Raw genomic sequence first — 14,609 nt, 5'->3', positions numbered from 1 at the left:
TCGTACGCTGTAACAACCGGTTACCTGCCTCTCCGCGCGCGGAGAGGCAGGTAACGGACAAAAGCCATGAACAAAGATCCCCAGGAAAAATCGGTCCGCACACTGCGCGTCGGCGAACAGGTGCGCCATGTGCTGTCGGAAGTGCTCCAGCGCGGCGACGTGCATGACGACACGCTCGCCAAGCACATGGTCAGCGTGACCGAGGTCCGCATGTCCCCCGACCTGCGCCACGCCACCGTCTTCGTGAAACCCCTGCTCGGCAAGGACGAGGAAGCGGTATTGAAGGCGCTGCGCACCAACACCGCCTATCTGCAGCGCGAGGTCGCCACCCGCGTGAAGATGAAATACGCCGCCAAACTGAAGTTCCTGGCGGACGAAAGCTTCGACGAAGGCAGCCATATCGACGCCATCCTCCGCTCGCCCGATGTGGCGCGGGATCTGAGCGAGGACTGACGGTCCGGAAGCGTGAGATCATCGTACGTCCATGGGCAGATATGTTACCATGGATGATGACGGTATCGTCACGCTGCCGCCCGAGACGCTGGCACGACTGGGCTGGCAACCGGGTCAGCCGCTCCGCATAAGGGCGATGGAGGATGGCATCCTCATCGAACCCTGCCCGCCGCCTCCGATGGACAGCACGCCCGGTAATCAGGGCTGAAGCCTGGCGACATGGGGTGACGGTGCCAATCTGCCTCTACGCGAAGCGCGCGACCTGCGGTATCGCCTCGCCTGATGGCCAAGCTCTATTTCTACTACGCCTCGATGAACGCCGGCAAATCGACCAATCTGCTCCAGGCCGATTTCAACTATCGCGAGCGCGGCATGCGCACGATGCTGTTCACCGCCGCGATCGATGACCGGTTCGCCTATGGCACGATCACTTCGCGCATAGGTCTGTCGCAGGCCGCCACGCCATTCCACGCCACCACCGACATCGAACATTGCGTGCTCGATCGCCATGCCGAGGGCGCGATCGCCTGCGTGTTCGTGGACGAGGCACAGTTCCTCACCGCCGCACAGGTCGATCAGCTCGCCCGGCTGGCGGACGTGCACAACATCCCCGTTCTTGCCTACGGCCTGCGCACCGATTTCCGCGCCGCGCTGTTCGAGGGCTCGGCACGCCTGCTCGCGCTTGCCGATGCGCTGATCGAGATAAAATCGGTCTGCATGTGCGGCCGCAAGGCGACGATGAACCTGCGCGTGGACGAAAACGGCAAGGCGATCGCGGAGGGGCGTCAGACCGAGATCGGCGGCAATGAACGCTATGTCGCGCTGTGCCGCCGGCATTTCTGCGAGGCGCTGGCGCACTGAGCCCCACCCCGCTAGGCCCCCGCGCCATGCATGGATGGATTATTCTCGACAAGCCGCTGGAGATGGGCTCGACCCAGGGGGTGAGCGCGGTCAAGCGCGTGCTGCGCCAGGGCGGGTACGGCAAGTGGAAGGTCGGGCATGGCGGCACGCTCGATCCGCTGGCGACGGGCGTGCTGCCGATCGCGATCGGCGAGGCGACGAAACTCGCCGGCCGGCTGCTCGACAGCGACAAGGTGTATGATTTCACCATCCGCTTCGGCACACAGACCGCGACGCTCGACGTCGAGGGCGCGGTGATCGCGACGAGCGACATACGCCCGACCCGCGCCGCGCTGGAGGCGGTACTGCCGCGCTTCACCGGCCCAATCGAGCAGGTCCCGCCCGCCTATTCCGCGCTGAAGGTCGATGGCCAGCGCGCCTACGACCTCGCCCGCGCCGGCGAGGAGGTGGTGCTGGCGACGCGCAGCGTGACGGTGCACCGACTCCACGTGCCGAAAACAAACGCCGGTCCACACCATCCGTTCGCCCTGAGCGAAGTCGAAGGGCATGGGCAGGGCATGGGCTTCAACGACGCTCAGCACGAACGGATCGAGGCACAAGACAAAGGCCCTGAAACCCCGCCAGGCCAGCCCAACGAGGAATTGCAGGAGATCACCCTCACCGCCCATGTGTCGAAAGGCACCTATATCCGCAGCCTGGCGCGCGACATCGCGCTGGCGTTGGGCACCGTCGGCCATGTCACCATGCTGCGCCGGACCAGGGCCGGGCCCTTCACGCTGGCCAGCGCGATTACGCTGGACAAGTTGAACGAATTGGGGCAGGCGCGCACTCTTGAACAGATACTCCTGCCATTGGGCGCAGGGCTGGACGACATCCCGGCTCTTGCACTCACCCCCGACCAGGCAGGGGCGCTCCGTCAGGGGCGTGTTTTGGCCGGGATCGCCATGCAGGACGGCATGACGCTCGCAACGCTTGATCGGGTGCCCGTGGCATTGGTCGAGATCGCGAACGGCGATGTCCGGGTCTTGCGTGGCTTCAACCTCGATTAGAAAGGATCAACGATGTCGATCACTGCCGAGCGCCGTCAGGAACTCATCAAGGACCACGCCCGCGCCGAAGGCGACACCGGTTCGCCCGAGGTTCAGGTCGCAATCCTGACCGAGCGGATCAAGAACCTGACCGAGCACTTCAAGGGCCATGCGAAGGACAACCATTCGCGCCGCGGCCTGCTGATGCTGGTCAACAAGCGTCGCAGCCTGCTGGACTATCTCCGCCACAAGGATGGCGAGCGGTATCTGGCCCTCATCGCGAAGCTCGGCCTTCGCAAGTAAAAAATGGCGCCTTCGGGCGCCATTTTCTTAAGCCCGAAACACGGCTATTCTAACCAGCATCGTCCGGCGCTGCGAAGTCCGGACCACCAGGCAAGCGGGGCAATTCGGCCCCGCGCCAGAGCCACTACTGGCTCCCTCATAGGCCCCGGCCGGGATAGGCCCGCCGGAGTAAGGAAATACGATGTTCGATACCAAGAAGGTGGCAATCGAGTGGGGCGGCAAAACGCTGACCCTCGAAACGGGCAAGGTCGCCCGCCAGGCCGACGGCGCCGTGATCGCGACGCTGGGCGAAACCGTGGTGCTGTGCGCCGTCACCGCCGCCAAGACCGTCAAGGAAGGGCAGGATTTCTTCCCGCTCACCGTTCACTATCAGGAGAAGTTCTCCTCCGCGGGTCGCATCCCCGGCGGCTTCTTCAAGCGCGAGCGTGGCGCGACCGAGCGTGAGACGCTGGTCAGCCGCCTGATCGATCGCCCGATCCGCCCGCTCTTCCCCGAAGGTTTCTACAACGAGATCAACTGCATCGCGCAGGTGCTGTCGTATGACGGCGAGAATGAGCCCGATATCCTGGCGATGATCGCCGCATCGGCCGCGCTCACCATCTCGGGCGTGCCCTTCATGGGCCCGATCGGCTGCGCGCGCGTCGGCTATCAGAATGGCGAGTACCAGCTCAACCCGACCGACGCCGAGGCGATCGCGGGCGAGCTGGACCTGGTCGTCGCCGCCACGCACGACGCGGTGATGATGGTCGAGTCCGAAGCCAAGGAGCTGTCGGAAGAGGTGATGCTGGGCGCGGTGATGTTCGCGCACAAGGCGTCGCAGCAGATCATCAACGCGATCATCGACCTGGCCGAGCAGTCGGCAAAGGATCCGTGGGAGCTGGCCCCCGTCGCCGACAAGTCGGACACGATGGCCAAGCTGAAGAAGGCGATCGGCAAGGACGTCGAGGCGGCCTACAAGCTGACCGACAAGCAGGCCCGCCAGACCGCGCTGAACGAGGCCCGCGCCAAGGCGCGCGACGCGTTCGCCGACCTGAAGGAAAGCGATCCCGCCCAGTATCTCGGCACGCTCAAGCTCGTGAAGAAGCTCGAGGCCGATATCGTGCGTTCCGCGATCCTGAAGAGCGGCCGCCGCATCGACGGCCGCGACACGAAGACCGTGCGTCCGATCGAATCGGAAGTGCATTTCCTGCCGCGCGCGCACGGCTCGGCGCTGTTCACCCGCGGCGAGACCCAGACCATCGCGACCACCACGCTGGGCACCAAGGATGCCGAGCAGATGATCGACGGTCTGAACGGCCTGTCGTATCAGAACTTCATGCTGCACTATAACTTCCCGCCCTATTCGGTCGGCGAAGTGGGCCGCTTCGGCGCGCCCGGGCGCCGGGAGATCGGCCATGGCAAGCTGGCATGGCGCGCGCTGCACCCGGTGCTGCCCTCGAAGGAGGAGTTCCCCTACACGATCCGCGTCACCTCGGACATCACCGAGTCGAACGGTTCGTCCTCGATGGCCACCGTCTGCGGCGGCTCGCTGTCGATGATGGATGCCGGCGTGCCGCTGAAGCGCCCGGTCTCGGGCATCGCGATGGGCCTGATCCTGGAGGGCAAGAACTTCGCCGTCCTGTCCGACATCCTGGGTGACGAGGATCACCTGGGCGACATGGACTTCAAGGTCGCCGGCACGTCGGAGGGCATCACCGCGCTCCAGATGGACATCAAGATCTCGGGCATCACCGAGGAGATCATGAAGGTCGCGCTGGAACAGGCCAAGGAAGGCCGCGCGCACATCCTGGGCGAGATGGCCAAGGCGCTGGGCGAAACCCGCTCGGAACTGTCGGCACACGCCCCGCGCATCGAGACCTTCTCGATCGACAAGTCGAAGATCCGCGAAGTCATCGGCACCGGCGGCAAGGTGATCCGCGAGATCGTTGCGACGACCGGCGCCAAGGTCGACATCGACGACGAGGGCGTGATCAAGGTCTCCTCGTCCGATCCGGCGCAGATCGAGGCGGCGATCGCCTGGATCAAGGGCCTGGTCGAAGAGGCCGAGGTCGGCAAGATCTATGACGGCAAGGTCGTCAACCTGGTCGATTTCGGTGCGTTCGTGAACTTCATGGGCGGCAAGGACGGTCTCGTCCACGTCTCCGAGATCAAGAACGAGCGCGTCGAAAAGGTGTCGGACGTCCTGTCCGAAGGCCAGCAGGTCAAGGTGAAGGTTCTCGAGATCGATCCGCGCGGCAAGGTTCGCCTGTCGATGCGCGTCGTCGATCAGGAGACCGGTGCCGAGCTGGAGGACACGCGTCCCGCCCGCGCCCCGCGCGAGGGTGGCGATCGTGGCCCGCGTGGCGACCGTGAAGGCGGCCGTGGCCCGCGCCGCGAAGGTGGCGATCGTGAGGGTGGACGCGAAGGCGGCCGTGGCGGCCCGCGCCGTGACCGCGGCGACCGCGGCCCGCGTCGCGAAGGCGGCAACGGTGGAAACGGCGGCGGCCGCGACGACGGCCCCGCGCCCGAATTCGCCCCCGCCTTCCTGACCGGCGACCGCGACTGACCGAGCGCGCGTCCCAGCCGGGACGCGCCTCGACACCGCAAAGGAAAAAGGCCCGGTTCGCCGGGCCTTTTTTCGTGTGTGTGGGTGCCCCTTCCGATCCCGTCCGCATCGGCTTACAGCACCCCCATGCTCGACTTCCATCAGCAGGACCTCGCCGCGCTGGCCGCGCGCGACCGGCTGCGCACGTTGCAACCGCGCCTCGCGGTCGATCTCGCCTCCAACGACTATCTGGGCCTCGCCGCCAGCCCGCGCCTTGCCGCTGCGGTCGGCGATGCCATCGCACGCGGCGTTCCCGTCGGCTCCGGCGGATCGCGCCTGCTCCACGGCAACCATCCCGAACATGAAGCCTTGGAAGCAGAGGCCGCCGCCTTTTTCGGTGCGGAGGCCTGCCTGTTCTTTTCCAGCGGGTACGCCGCCAACGTCGCGCTGCTCGCCACCCTGCCGCAGCCCGGCGACGTGATCGTCCATGACGCACTGATCCACGCCAGCGCCCGCGAAGGGCTGCGCCTGTCCCGCGCACCCGCGATCGAGGTGCCCCACAACGACGCCGCCGCGGTCGATGCCGCGATCCGCGACTGGCGCGCCGCCGGCAACATGGGCACACCGTGGATCGCAGTGGAAAGCCTCTACAGCATGGACGGCGACACCGCCCCGCTCGCCGACCTTGTCGCGATCGCCGAACGTCACGATGCGATGCTGCTGGTCGACGAAGCGCACGCCACCGGCGTCTTCGGCACCCGTGGCCAGGGCCTCGCCACCCCCTCGCCGCGCACCATCACGCTGCACACCTGCGGCAAGGCGCTGGGATGCGAGGGCGCGCTGGTCGCTGGCCCGGCGGTGATGCGCGATTTCCTGGTCAATCGCGGGCGCGGCTTCATCTTCTCCACCGCCCCCTCGCCCCTGATGGCGAGCGCGGTGCGCGAGGCGTTGCGCATTCTGGCCGACGAGCCCGAACGCCGCGCCGCGCTCCACACCCGCATCAATGCGGCGGGCGCGCTGTTCGCGCCCCACGGCGCCACCGCCACCGGCACCCCGATCATGCCGCTGATCCTGGGCGAAGACGGCCGCACCATGCGCATCGCCGCTGCCCTTCAGGCCGAAGGCTTCGACATACGCGGCATCCGCCCGCCCACCGTTCCCCCCGGCACCGCGCGCCTGCGCCTGTCGATCACCCTGAACGTGCGCGACGAAGATCTCGCCGCCCTCGCCGCCCTTTTGCCCCAGGTTCTCGCATGAAGTTCGTCGTCACCGGCACCGATACAGAAATCGGCAAGACCATCTTCGCCGCCGGCCTGACGGGCGCGCTCGGCGCGACCTATTGGAAGCCGATCCAGGCGGGTCTGGACGACGGCGCGGATGCCGACACCGTCGCCACGCTCGCACCCGGTGCGAGCATCCACCCGTCCGCGTGGCGGCTGACCACCCCCTGCTCCCCACACCGTGCGGCCGAACTGGACGGCGTCACGATCGACGTCGACCGCCTGACACCTCCCCCTGTAAGTGGCCCGCTGGTGATCGAAGGGGCCGGCGGCGTCCTCGTCCCCGTCACCCGACAGCATCTGTTCGCGGACCTGTTCGCTGCGTGGCAGATCCCCGTCATCCTCGTCGCCCGCACCGGGCTCGGCACGATCAACCACAGCCTGCTCTCGATCGAGGCGCTGCGGGCGCGCGGCGTGCCCATCCACGGCATCGCCTTTGTCGGCGATCCGGTCGAGGACAGCGAGGCGACGATCGCCGCCATCGGCAACGTCCCCCGCCTCGGCCGGCTGCCCCGCCTCGACCCGCTCATCCCCGCCACTCTCGCCGCCGCCTTCGCGCGCAGCTTTCCGGGCCTCACCGCATGACCTCACCCGTCTGGCACCCCTTCACCCAGCATGGCCTGAACGAGCCGATCCCGCTGGTCACCCACGGCGAGGGCGCGATCCTCCACACCGCGGACGGACGACGCATCGTCGATGCCATCTCGTCCTGGTGGGTGACGACGCATGGCCATGGCCACCCCCGCATCGCCGCCGCCATCGCTGACCAGGCCGCAAAGCTCGACCAGATCATCTTCGCCGGCTGGACGCACGAACCGGCCGAGGCGGTCGCCGCCGAACTGATCCGCCTGACGCCGCCCGAACTCACCCGCGTCTTCTTCTCCGATTCAGGCTCCACCGCGGTGGAGGTCGCGCTGAAGATGGCGCTCGGCTTCTGGGCCAACCGGGGCGAGCCCCGAGAGCGCATTCTGGTGATGCAGCACAGCTATCATGGCGACACGATCGGCGCGATGTCGGTCGGCGCACGGGGCGTGTTCAACCGCCCCTATGCCCCGCTGCTGTTCGATGTCGGCACCATCCCCTTCCCCACCGACCCGCAGGCCACGCTGGACGCGCTGCAGGCACAGGCGAAGGAGGGCGCCGCGGCCTTCATCGTCGAGCCGCTGGTGCTGGGTGCCGGCGGCATGCTGATCTACCCGCCTGCCGTGCTGGCCGAGATGCGCGCGATCTGCGCCCGCCACGGCGTGCTGTTCATCGCCGACGAGGTGATGACCGGTTGGGGCCGCACCGGCACGCTGTTCGCCTGCGAACAGGCGGGCGTGGTGCCCGACATATTGTGTCTGTCCAAGGGACTGACCGGCGGCGCCGTACCGCTCGCCGTTACGCTGGCGAGCGAGCCGATCTTCGAGGCGCATCGCTCGACCGACCGGTCGCGGCAATTCTTCCACTCGTCCAGCTACACCGCCAACCCGATCGCCTGCGCCGCCGCCCGCGCCAATTTCGCCATCTGGCGCGAGGAGCCGGTCGCCGATCGCATCGCGACGCTGGCGACGCGCCAGGCCGGCCACCTCGCCGATGCTGCGCAGCATCCACGAGCAGCAAACCCCCGCCAGCTCGGCACGATCGCGGCCCTGGAGGTCGGCCACGACGAAGGTTACCTATCGGATCTGGCCCCGCGCCTGCTCGCGCATTTCCGCGACCGCGACCTGCTCGTCCGCCCGCTCGGCAATACGCTGTATGTCATGCCGCCCTACAGCATCGAGGCGGACGACCTCGCCCGCGTCTGGCACGCCATCGGCGAGGCGCTGGATGTGATCGGATAGGGCGTCAAAGCTTACCCCGCTCCGTTCGTGCTGAGCCCTTCGACTGGCTGGCAAGCCAGCCGCTCAGGATGAACTTCAGCGCTTCTCGCTGAAGTCGAAGCACAGCCACCACGCCTGCCCTTCGACTTCGCTCCGGGCGAACGGAGGATCGCAGCAGATGGCACCTCATCATGAATGCCCCCCCTCCCCAACCGGAAAGGGGGCCACCCTCACCTCACTTCGACGGACAGGCCATCGGCCCCTGCGCCATCGCCAGCCGCACGTCGGAGATGTCGATCCCCAGCGCCGAACCGCTTGTCAGCACGAACGGCCGCGCGACCTTGCCCATGTCGACGCCCTTCGACGCAAAGCACGAAAGCGGCACCGCCAGCGTCGTCCAGTCGCTGCCCGCACCGTTCAGCGCCGCGGTGATCGGCACCGCCGCCGACTTGCCGTTATTTTCCATCGCCAGCATCACCGGGCCCTGCGGCTTGGCGGTCACGCGGTAATCGACCACCAGGCTCAACTGCCCGTTGGCCTCGCGGCTCAGGTCGCGCGGCGTGCCCGCGGCCAGCGCCACCCGGCCATCGCCACCGCCCTTGAACACGAAGCGCAGCGAGTCCTCCTGCGCCCGCCGATCGACGCGCGCGCTGGTCAGCGCACCGCCGGTCTCCAGCATCACGCCGGGCGCCGCACGCCCGCGTCCGAAGAACTGGCTGGCGTCACCCGCCGCCACGTCCGGCTTGGTCTCGTCCAGCACCGGCACGGTGGAGCGCGCCGCATAGGTCAGGCCGTAGCCGAACGGGAACAGCGGGTCGTAATTGGCGTCGCGCCGGTTCAGCACATATTGGTCGATGCGCTTGGGCCAGGAGAAGGACAGCTTGCCCTTGAAGTCGTGCGCCGGCCGGCCGTCCTTGCCCGCCACCAGCACGTCGGCGACGCCGCCGCCCTCCGTGCCCGGCAGGAACGCCGCGACAAAGGCGTCGGCCGCGTTCAGCTCCGGGTTCACCCACATCGGCCGGCCAGACAAGAACACCGCGACCACGGGCACGCCCGCCGCCTTCAGCTTCTTCAGCAGCGCCAGATCCGACTTGTCCTCGGGGCTGTATTCCAGCGTCGCCCGGTCGCCCGCGAACTCGGCATAGGGCTTCTCGCCGAACACCACGACCGCGACATCGGGCTTGGCGGTGAAGCTGCCGTCACGCGACAGCGTCGCCTTGCCGCCGGCGGCGCGCACCGCCTGGTCGATCCCCGACCAGATCGACTGGCCGTTGGGGAAGTCCTTGTTGGTGACGTCGGTGCCCTGCCAGGTGATCGACCAGCCGCCAGAGGCCTGGCCGATGTCATCGGCGGCCGCACCGGCGACCAGGATGTTGGCGCTGGGCTTCAGCGGCAGGACGCCGCCATTGTTCTTCAGCAGCACCAGCGATTCGCGCACCGCCTGCCGCGCGATCGCGCGGTGTTCGGGCGCGCCGAGCAGGTTGAACTTGCCCGACAGCGGCCGCGACGACGGACGGCCCGCCTCGAACGATCCGGCGATCAGCTTCACGCGCAGGATGCGGCGCACCGCATCGTCCAGTCGCGCGCGCGAAATCGTGCCGTCCTTCGCCTCGCGCAGCGTGTTGGCGTAAAGCTGCTTCCAGCCAGGCCCCGAATACATGAACATGTCCAGGCCCGCATTGATCGCCGGGGCGCAATCCTCGTTGGTGCAGCCGGGCACCTGGCCATGCGCGTTCCAGTCGCCGACGGTGAACCCCTGGAAGCCCCAGCGATCCTTCAGCACGCCGGTCAGCATGCTCTTGTTGCCGGTCATCTTCTCGCCGTTCCAGCTCGAGAAGCTCGGCATCACGGTCAGCGCGCCGGCGGGCAGCGAGGTCATGTAGCCCGCACCATGCACGTCGCGCAGCACCGCCTCGGACACGCGCGTGTCGCCCTGGTCGCGCCCGCCGGTGCCGCCATCACCCAGGAAATGCTTCACCGAGGAGATGACATGGCCCGGCTTCATGAAGTCGCGGCCGATCGTGCCCTGGATGCCTTCCACCATCGCGCCGGCATAGGCGGCGACGACCTCGGGCTCCTCCGAATAGCTCTCATAGATGCGGCCCCAGCGATCGTCCTGCACCACCGCCACGGTCGGCGCGAAGCTCCAGTCGATGCCCGTCGCCGCGGTCTCGGCGGCGGTCGCCGCGCCGATCTTGCGCACCAGATCGGGGTTCCGCATCGCGCCCAGGCCGATATTGTGCGGGAACAGCGTCGCGCCGACGATATTGTTCGCGCCGTGCACCGCATCCGTGCCCCAGATGACCGGGATTTGCGGGCGGCCGTCGCTGCGCTTCATCGAGGCGTCGTAAAAGGCATCGAACAGCTTCAACCATTCGGCCGCGGGCGCCAGTTCGTCGTTGTTCGGTGCCGAATTGCCGCCGTTCAGGATCGAGCCCAGCTTGTAGGTCTCCAGATCGGCCGGCTTGATGCTGGCGATATCGACCTGGATCAACTGGCCGACCTTGTCCTCGATAGACATCTTGGCCAGCATCGCCTCGATGCGCGCCTCCACCTTGGGATCGCGCTTCAGCTTCATCGGCAATTGCGGCCAGTTGGCCGGGTTGGCCACGGCCGAGGCATTTGGCGCCGCCGCCTGCTGCGCCGCGATCGGCGCACCGATCGCACAGGCCGTCATCCCGGCCACGCCCACCAAAGCCTTGAACTTCGCGCGCATTCTGAACTCTCCCTGGTGCCGTCTCGGGTTGCGGCAGCGGCCGGCAGATGACGGGCAGGCATGGCCCGTGTCAACAATTCATAATTCAATTTGGCTTTTGGCTGCGTGCGTGCTTCATCTGCACGCGAAATGGGGCATAAGCCGCCGGGTCGATCAGGAATGGAGTGGATGATGCGCAGGCGCTGGATTGCGGGACTGGTCTCGGGCGGAGCGCTGGCGTGGAGCGCGCTTGCCAACGGTCAGTCGCTCGGCCCGATCCATGTCGATCTGCCCGCCGGTGGCGCCGCCTATACCCGCACCATCGCGCCTGCGCCGATCGCGTCGACCAACTGGACGATGGCCGGATGGATTCAGCCGCGTCAGGTGCCGGACAAGGGCACCGTGCTCATCGCCGGCTTCGGCGACCCCGCCACCGGCGCGCGCCGCTACCTCGCGCTGGTCGACGGCGACCCCGCGCTCGTGACCGAGGGCGGCACGCTGACCGGCGGCGCCAGTCCCGACCGCGACAAGTGGATGCACATCGCCGCCAGCTATGACGGTTCGGTCGCCCGCCTCTACGTCAACGGCCGCCAGGTGACGCAGCGCCGCATGGCCGCCGCCGCCGTGCCCGGCACCGCGACCTTCGCCCCGCGCCCCGCAGTCGCCGGCACCGCGCCCTATTTCGTCGGCCGCGTCGGCGACTTCCGCCTCGACCCGCGCACGCTGGACGGCGTGGCGATCCGCCTGCTCGCCCGCCGCGCGCCCGATCCTGCGCGCATCGCCTTCCAGACCGGCAGCCCGGACTGGCCCGTCCAGGTCCGCCAGATGTACGGGCAGGTGGCCCCGCAGGACGCCTGGACCCTTCCCCAGTCCAAGGCACCGATCCCCACTGAGGGCAAGGCCAAGCCCGAGCCCAAGGGTCCCGCCCTCGTCGCCACCGGTCCCAACCAGTGGGACGTCGCCGGCTGGCGGCTGATCGAGGCGCCAAAGGTCGCCGCGCAAGCCTCCGACCTGTCGCGCCCCGGCTACGACACCGGCAAATGGTACGCCGCCACCGTCCCCGGCACGGTGCTGACCACGCTGGTCGATCGCGGCGTCTATCCCGACCCCGCCTACGGCCTCAACAACCTCGCCATCCCCGAAAGCCTCGCGCGCCAGGATTACTGGTACCGCACCGAGTTCGAGGTGCCGGCCGAGGCCGCCGGCCTGAAGCAGTGGCTGACCTTCAAGGGCGTCAACTACGCGGCCGAGGTCTGGGTCAACGGCCAGCGGCTGGGCAGCATGAAGGGTGCCTTCATCCGCGGCCGCTTCCCCGTGACGCTGCAAGCAGGCCGCAACGCGGTCGCCGTCCGCGTCTCGCCCCCGCCGCACCCCGGCATCGCCCATGAGGAGTCGCTCACCGCGGGCGTCGGCGAGAATGGCGGCATGATGATGCTGGACGGCCCCACCTTCGTCGCGACCGAGGGCTGGGACTGGATCCCCTCGATCCGCGACCGCAATACCGGGCTGTGGCAGGGCGTGTCGCTCGCCGCCACCGGCCCCGCCACGATCGGCGATCCGCAGATCGTCACCAGCCTGCCCAAGCCCGACAATTCGGTGGCGGAGGTGGAGATCATCACCCCCGTCACCAACGCCTCGGACCAGCCGGTCGCCGCCACGGTGCGCGCCGTGTTCGACGATGTGGTGGTCGAGAAGCAGGTGCAGGTCGGCGCCGGCCAGACCGTCAACGTGTCGATGACCCCGCGCGAGTTCGAGCAGCTATCCGTCAGGAACCCGCGCCTGTGGTGGCCCAACGGATACGGCGACCCCGCGCTCCACGACCTGACGCTGACCGCGATCGTGAACGGCACCGCCAGCGACACGCAAAAGACGCGCTTCGGCATGCGGCAGGTGACGTACGACATCTCGCTGATGGATGCCGAGGGCGATCTGGAGCGTGTCGGCATCGATCTCACCCGCGCCCGCGCGCTCGGCCAGCAGATCGTCGATGGCAGCCACACCGGCATCCGCAAGACCACGAACGGCTGGACGGCCAGCCTCGTCCCCGGCGCGGAGCGTTCGCCCGCCGTCACGCCGGTGCAGGACGATCCGCGCCTCGCCCCGCATCTCGTCATCCGGGTCAACGGCGTGCGCATCGCCGCGCGCGGCGGCAATATCGGCATGGACGATTTCATGAAGCGCATCGACCGGGCGCATCTGGAACCCATGTTCCGCCTGCACCGCGACGCGCATCTCAACATCGTGCGCAACTGGGTCGGCCAGAATACCGAGGACAGTTTCTTCGACCTGGCCGACGAATATGGCCTGATGGTGCTGTCCGACTTCTGGGAGTCGACCCAGGATTACAATATCGAGACGCAGGACCCGCAACTGTTCCTGGCGAACGCGGCCGATGTGGTGCGCCGCTATCGCAACCATCCCTCGATCGTCGTCTGGTTCGGCCGCAACGAGGGCGTGCCCCAGCCGATCCTGAACGAAGCGCTGGAAAAGCTGGTCAACACGGCCGACGGCACCCGCCTCTACATGGGCTCGTCCAACCGGGTGAACCTCCAGAACTCCGGCCCGTATAACTGGCGCCCGCCGGTCGAATATTTCACCGAACATGCCAAGGGTTTCTCGGTGGAGGTCGGCACCCCCTCGCTGCCCACGCTGGAGGCGTGGCGGCGCGCGATTCCGGAACCCGATCGCTGGCCGATCAGCGACACCTGGGCCTATCATGACTGGCATCAGACCGGGAATGGCGCGGTCAAGACCTTCACCGACGTACTGGATCGCCGCTTCGGCCCCGGCACCAGCCTGGAGGATTTCGAGCGCAAGGCGCAGATGCTCCAGTATGAATCCTACCGCGCGATCTTCGAGGGGATGAACGCCGGCCTGTGGACCGAGAATTCGGGCCGCATGCTGTGGATGACGCAGCCCGCCTGGCCGTCCTCCGCATGGCAGATCTTCTCCTCGGACTACGACACCCATGCCGCCTTCTACGGCGTCAAAAAGGCGTCGGAGCCGGTCCATGTCCAGATGAACCTGCCCGATTACCGCGTGGTGCTGGTCAATAACGGCCGCGACGCGCTGAAGGGTGTGGTCGTCCGCGCCCGCGTCGTCAGCCTCGACAACCGCACGCTCGCCGAACAGGAGGCCAAGCTGGAGGCGCGGGGCGAGGCGGCGACCCCGGCACTGACGCTCGACCTGGCGCAGCATCTCCAGCGCGGCCCCGCCATCGTCCGGCTGGAGGCGACCGATGCGGGCGGACAGGTGCTGTCGACCAACACCTATTGGCAAGCGAAGGACGATGCCAGCTACCGCGCGATGAACGACATGGCGCCGGTCAGCCTCAACACCAGCGTCGCCACCCGCACCGAGGGCGACGAGACGGTCGCCGCGTTGACCCTGACCAACCAGACGCCGACCCCGGCGATCGAGGCGAAGCTGACCGTGATGAACCAGAATGGCGAGCAGGTGCTGCCCGCCTTCTTCACCGACAATTATGTCTCGCTGCTGCCCGGCGAAACCCGCACGATCGAGGTCCGCTACCCCACCGCAAAGGCCGAGCGCGCCGGCATCACCCTGCGCGGCTGGAACGTCGCCAAGGCACGGGTGGAACTGGGGCAGTGACGCCAAAGCCATCCGCTTTTCTCCCCTACCCTTTAGGGGAGGGGCCGGGGG

General features: G+C 67.8%; 11 protein-coding genes. 10 read left to right on the top strand and 1 reads right to left on the bottom strand.

All coding sequences use genetic code 11. The annotated features are described in order from the left end of the window. Positions 1–66: 66 nt before the first annotated feature. From rbfA to Q0U08_RS10355, 9 genes are all read left to right on the top strand, one after another. Complete coding sequence (gene rbfA / locus Q0U08_RS10395) at positions 67–453, top strand: 30S ribosome-binding factor RbfA (RefSeq protein WP_298091378.1); 387 nt, start codon at positions 67–69, stop codon at positions 451–453. A gap of 49 nt (positions 454–502) precedes the next feature. Then, the gene (locus Q0U08_RS10390) at positions 503–661 is read left to right on the top strand and encodes an AbrB/MazE/SpoVT family DNA-binding domain-containing protein (protein ID WP_298091377.1); all 159 of its coding nucleotides are present in this window, start codon (positions 503–505) and stop codon (positions 659–661) included. Positions 662–735: 74 nt separating this feature from the next. Beyond that, entirely contained in the window at positions 736–1,314 is a 579-nt protein-coding gene (locus Q0U08_RS10385) for a thymidine kinase (RefSeq protein ID WP_298091376.1), read from the top strand. Positions 1,315–1,340: 26 nt separating this feature from the next. After that, positions 1,341–2,363 (top strand): tRNA pseudouridine(55) synthase TruB, encoded by a 1,023-nt coding sequence (gene truB, locus Q0U08_RS10380; protein ID WP_298091375.1) that lies wholly within the window; start codon positions 1,341–1,343, stop codon positions 2,361–2,363. A 12-nt stretch (positions 2,364–2,375) separates the two neighbouring features. After that, complete coding sequence (gene rpsO, locus Q0U08_RS10375) at positions 2,376–2,645, top strand: 30S ribosomal protein S15 (protein WP_112381587.1); 270 nt, start codon at positions 2,376–2,378, stop codon at positions 2,643–2,645. A 181-nt stretch (positions 2,646–2,826) separates the two neighbouring features. Next, positions 2,827–5,190: a polyribonucleotide nucleotidyltransferase gene (gene pnp / locus Q0U08_RS10370; protein WP_298091374.1), complete on the top strand. Its 2,364-nt coding sequence runs from the start codon at positions 2,827–2,829 to the stop codon at positions 5,188–5,190. 126 nt (positions 5,191–5,316) lie between these two features. Beyond that, positions 5,317–6,426 carry an 8-amino-7-oxononanoate synthase gene (locus Q0U08_RS10365; protein WP_298091373.1) on the top strand — a complete coding sequence of 370 codons (1,110 nt, stop codon included), beginning with the start codon at positions 5,317–5,319 and terminating at the stop codon, positions 6,424–6,426. After that, the gene (bioD, locus tag Q0U08_RS10360; RefSeq protein ID WP_298091372.1) at positions 6,423–7,034 is read left to right on the top strand and encodes a dethiobiotin synthase; all 612 of its coding nucleotides are present in this window, start codon (positions 6,423–6,425) and stop codon (positions 7,032–7,034) included. Before Q0U08_RS10365 ends, bioD begins: the two co-directional genes overlap by 4 nt. Continuing rightward, a complete protein-coding gene (locus Q0U08_RS10355; RefSeq protein ID WP_298091371.1) occupies positions 7,031–8,272 on the top strand; it encodes an adenosylmethionine--8-amino-7-oxononanoate transaminase in 1,242 nt (413 codons plus the stop codon). Before bioD ends, Q0U08_RS10355 begins: the two co-directional genes overlap by 4 nt. A gap of 214 nt (positions 8,273–8,486) precedes the next feature. On the opposite strand, the gene Q0U08_RS10350 is transcribed toward Q0U08_RS10355, so the two are convergent. Beyond that, positions 8,487–10,928, bottom strand: a complete 2,442-nt coding sequence (locus Q0U08_RS10350; protein ID WP_298091379.1) for an exo 1,3/1,4-beta-D-glucan glucohydrolase — start codon at positions 10,926–10,928, stop codon at positions 8,487–8,489. 210 nt (positions 10,929–11,138) lie between these two features. On the opposite strand from Q0U08_RS10350, the gene Q0U08_RS10345 reads away from it, so the two are divergent. Further along, complete coding sequence (locus Q0U08_RS10345; protein ID WP_298091370.1) at positions 11,139–14,558, top strand: LamG-like jellyroll fold domain-containing protein; 3,420 nt, start codon at positions 11,139–11,141, stop codon at positions 14,556–14,558. The last annotated feature ends 51 nt before the right edge of the window (positions 14,559–14,609 follow it).

Origin of the sequence: uncultured Sphingomonas sp., from assembly GCF_946477935.1 — a bacterium.
In the GTDB taxonomy this organism is placed as follows: domain Bacteria; phylum Pseudomonadota; class Alphaproteobacteria; order Sphingomonadales; family Sphingomonadaceae; genus Sphingomonas.
The sequence above is the reverse complement of the archived record's forward strand: the minus strand, read 5'-3'. Positions and strand labels throughout refer to the sequence as shown.

Bases quoted from the DNA above. Each gene is read 5' to 3' on its own strand.
- rbfA (WP_298091378.1), top strand. From the start codon at position 67: ATGAACAAAGATCCCCAGGAAAAATCGGTCCGCACACTGCGCGTCGGC.
- Q0U08_RS10390 (WP_298091377.1), top strand. From the start codon at position 503: ATGGATGATGACGGTATCGTCACGCTGCCGCCCGAGACGCTGGCACGA.
- Q0U08_RS10385 (WP_298091376.1), top strand. From the start codon at position 736: ATGGCCAAGCTCTATTTCTACTACGCCTCGATGAACGCCGGCAAATCG.
- truB (WP_298091375.1), top strand. From the start codon at position 1,341: ATGCATGGATGGATTATTCTCGACAAGCCGCTGGAGATGGGCTCGACC.
- rpsO (WP_112381587.1), top strand. From the start codon at position 2,376: ATGTCGATCACTGCCGAGCGCCGTCAGGAACTCATCAAGGACCACGCC.
- pnp (WP_298091374.1), top strand. From the start codon at position 2,827: ATGTTCGATACCAAGAAGGTGGCAATCGAGTGGGGCGGCAAAACGCTG.
- Q0U08_RS10365 (WP_298091373.1), top strand. From the start codon at position 5,317: ATGCTCGACTTCCATCAGCAGGACCTCGCCGCGCTGGCCGCGCGCGAC.
- bioD (WP_298091372.1), top strand. From the start codon at position 6,423: ATGAAGTTCGTCGTCACCGGCACCGATACAGAAATCGGCAAGACCATC.
- Q0U08_RS10355 (WP_298091371.1), top strand. From the start codon at position 7,031: ATGACCTCACCCGTCTGGCACCCCTTCACCCAGCATGGCCTGAACGAG.
- Q0U08_RS10350 (WP_298091379.1), bottom strand. From the start codon at position 10,928: ATGACGGCCTGTGCGATCGGTGCGCCGATCGCGGCGCAGCAGGCGGCG.
- Q0U08_RS10345 (WP_298091370.1), top strand. From the start codon at position 11,139: ATGCGCAGGCGCTGGATTGCGGGACTGGTCTCGGGCGGAGCGCTGGCG.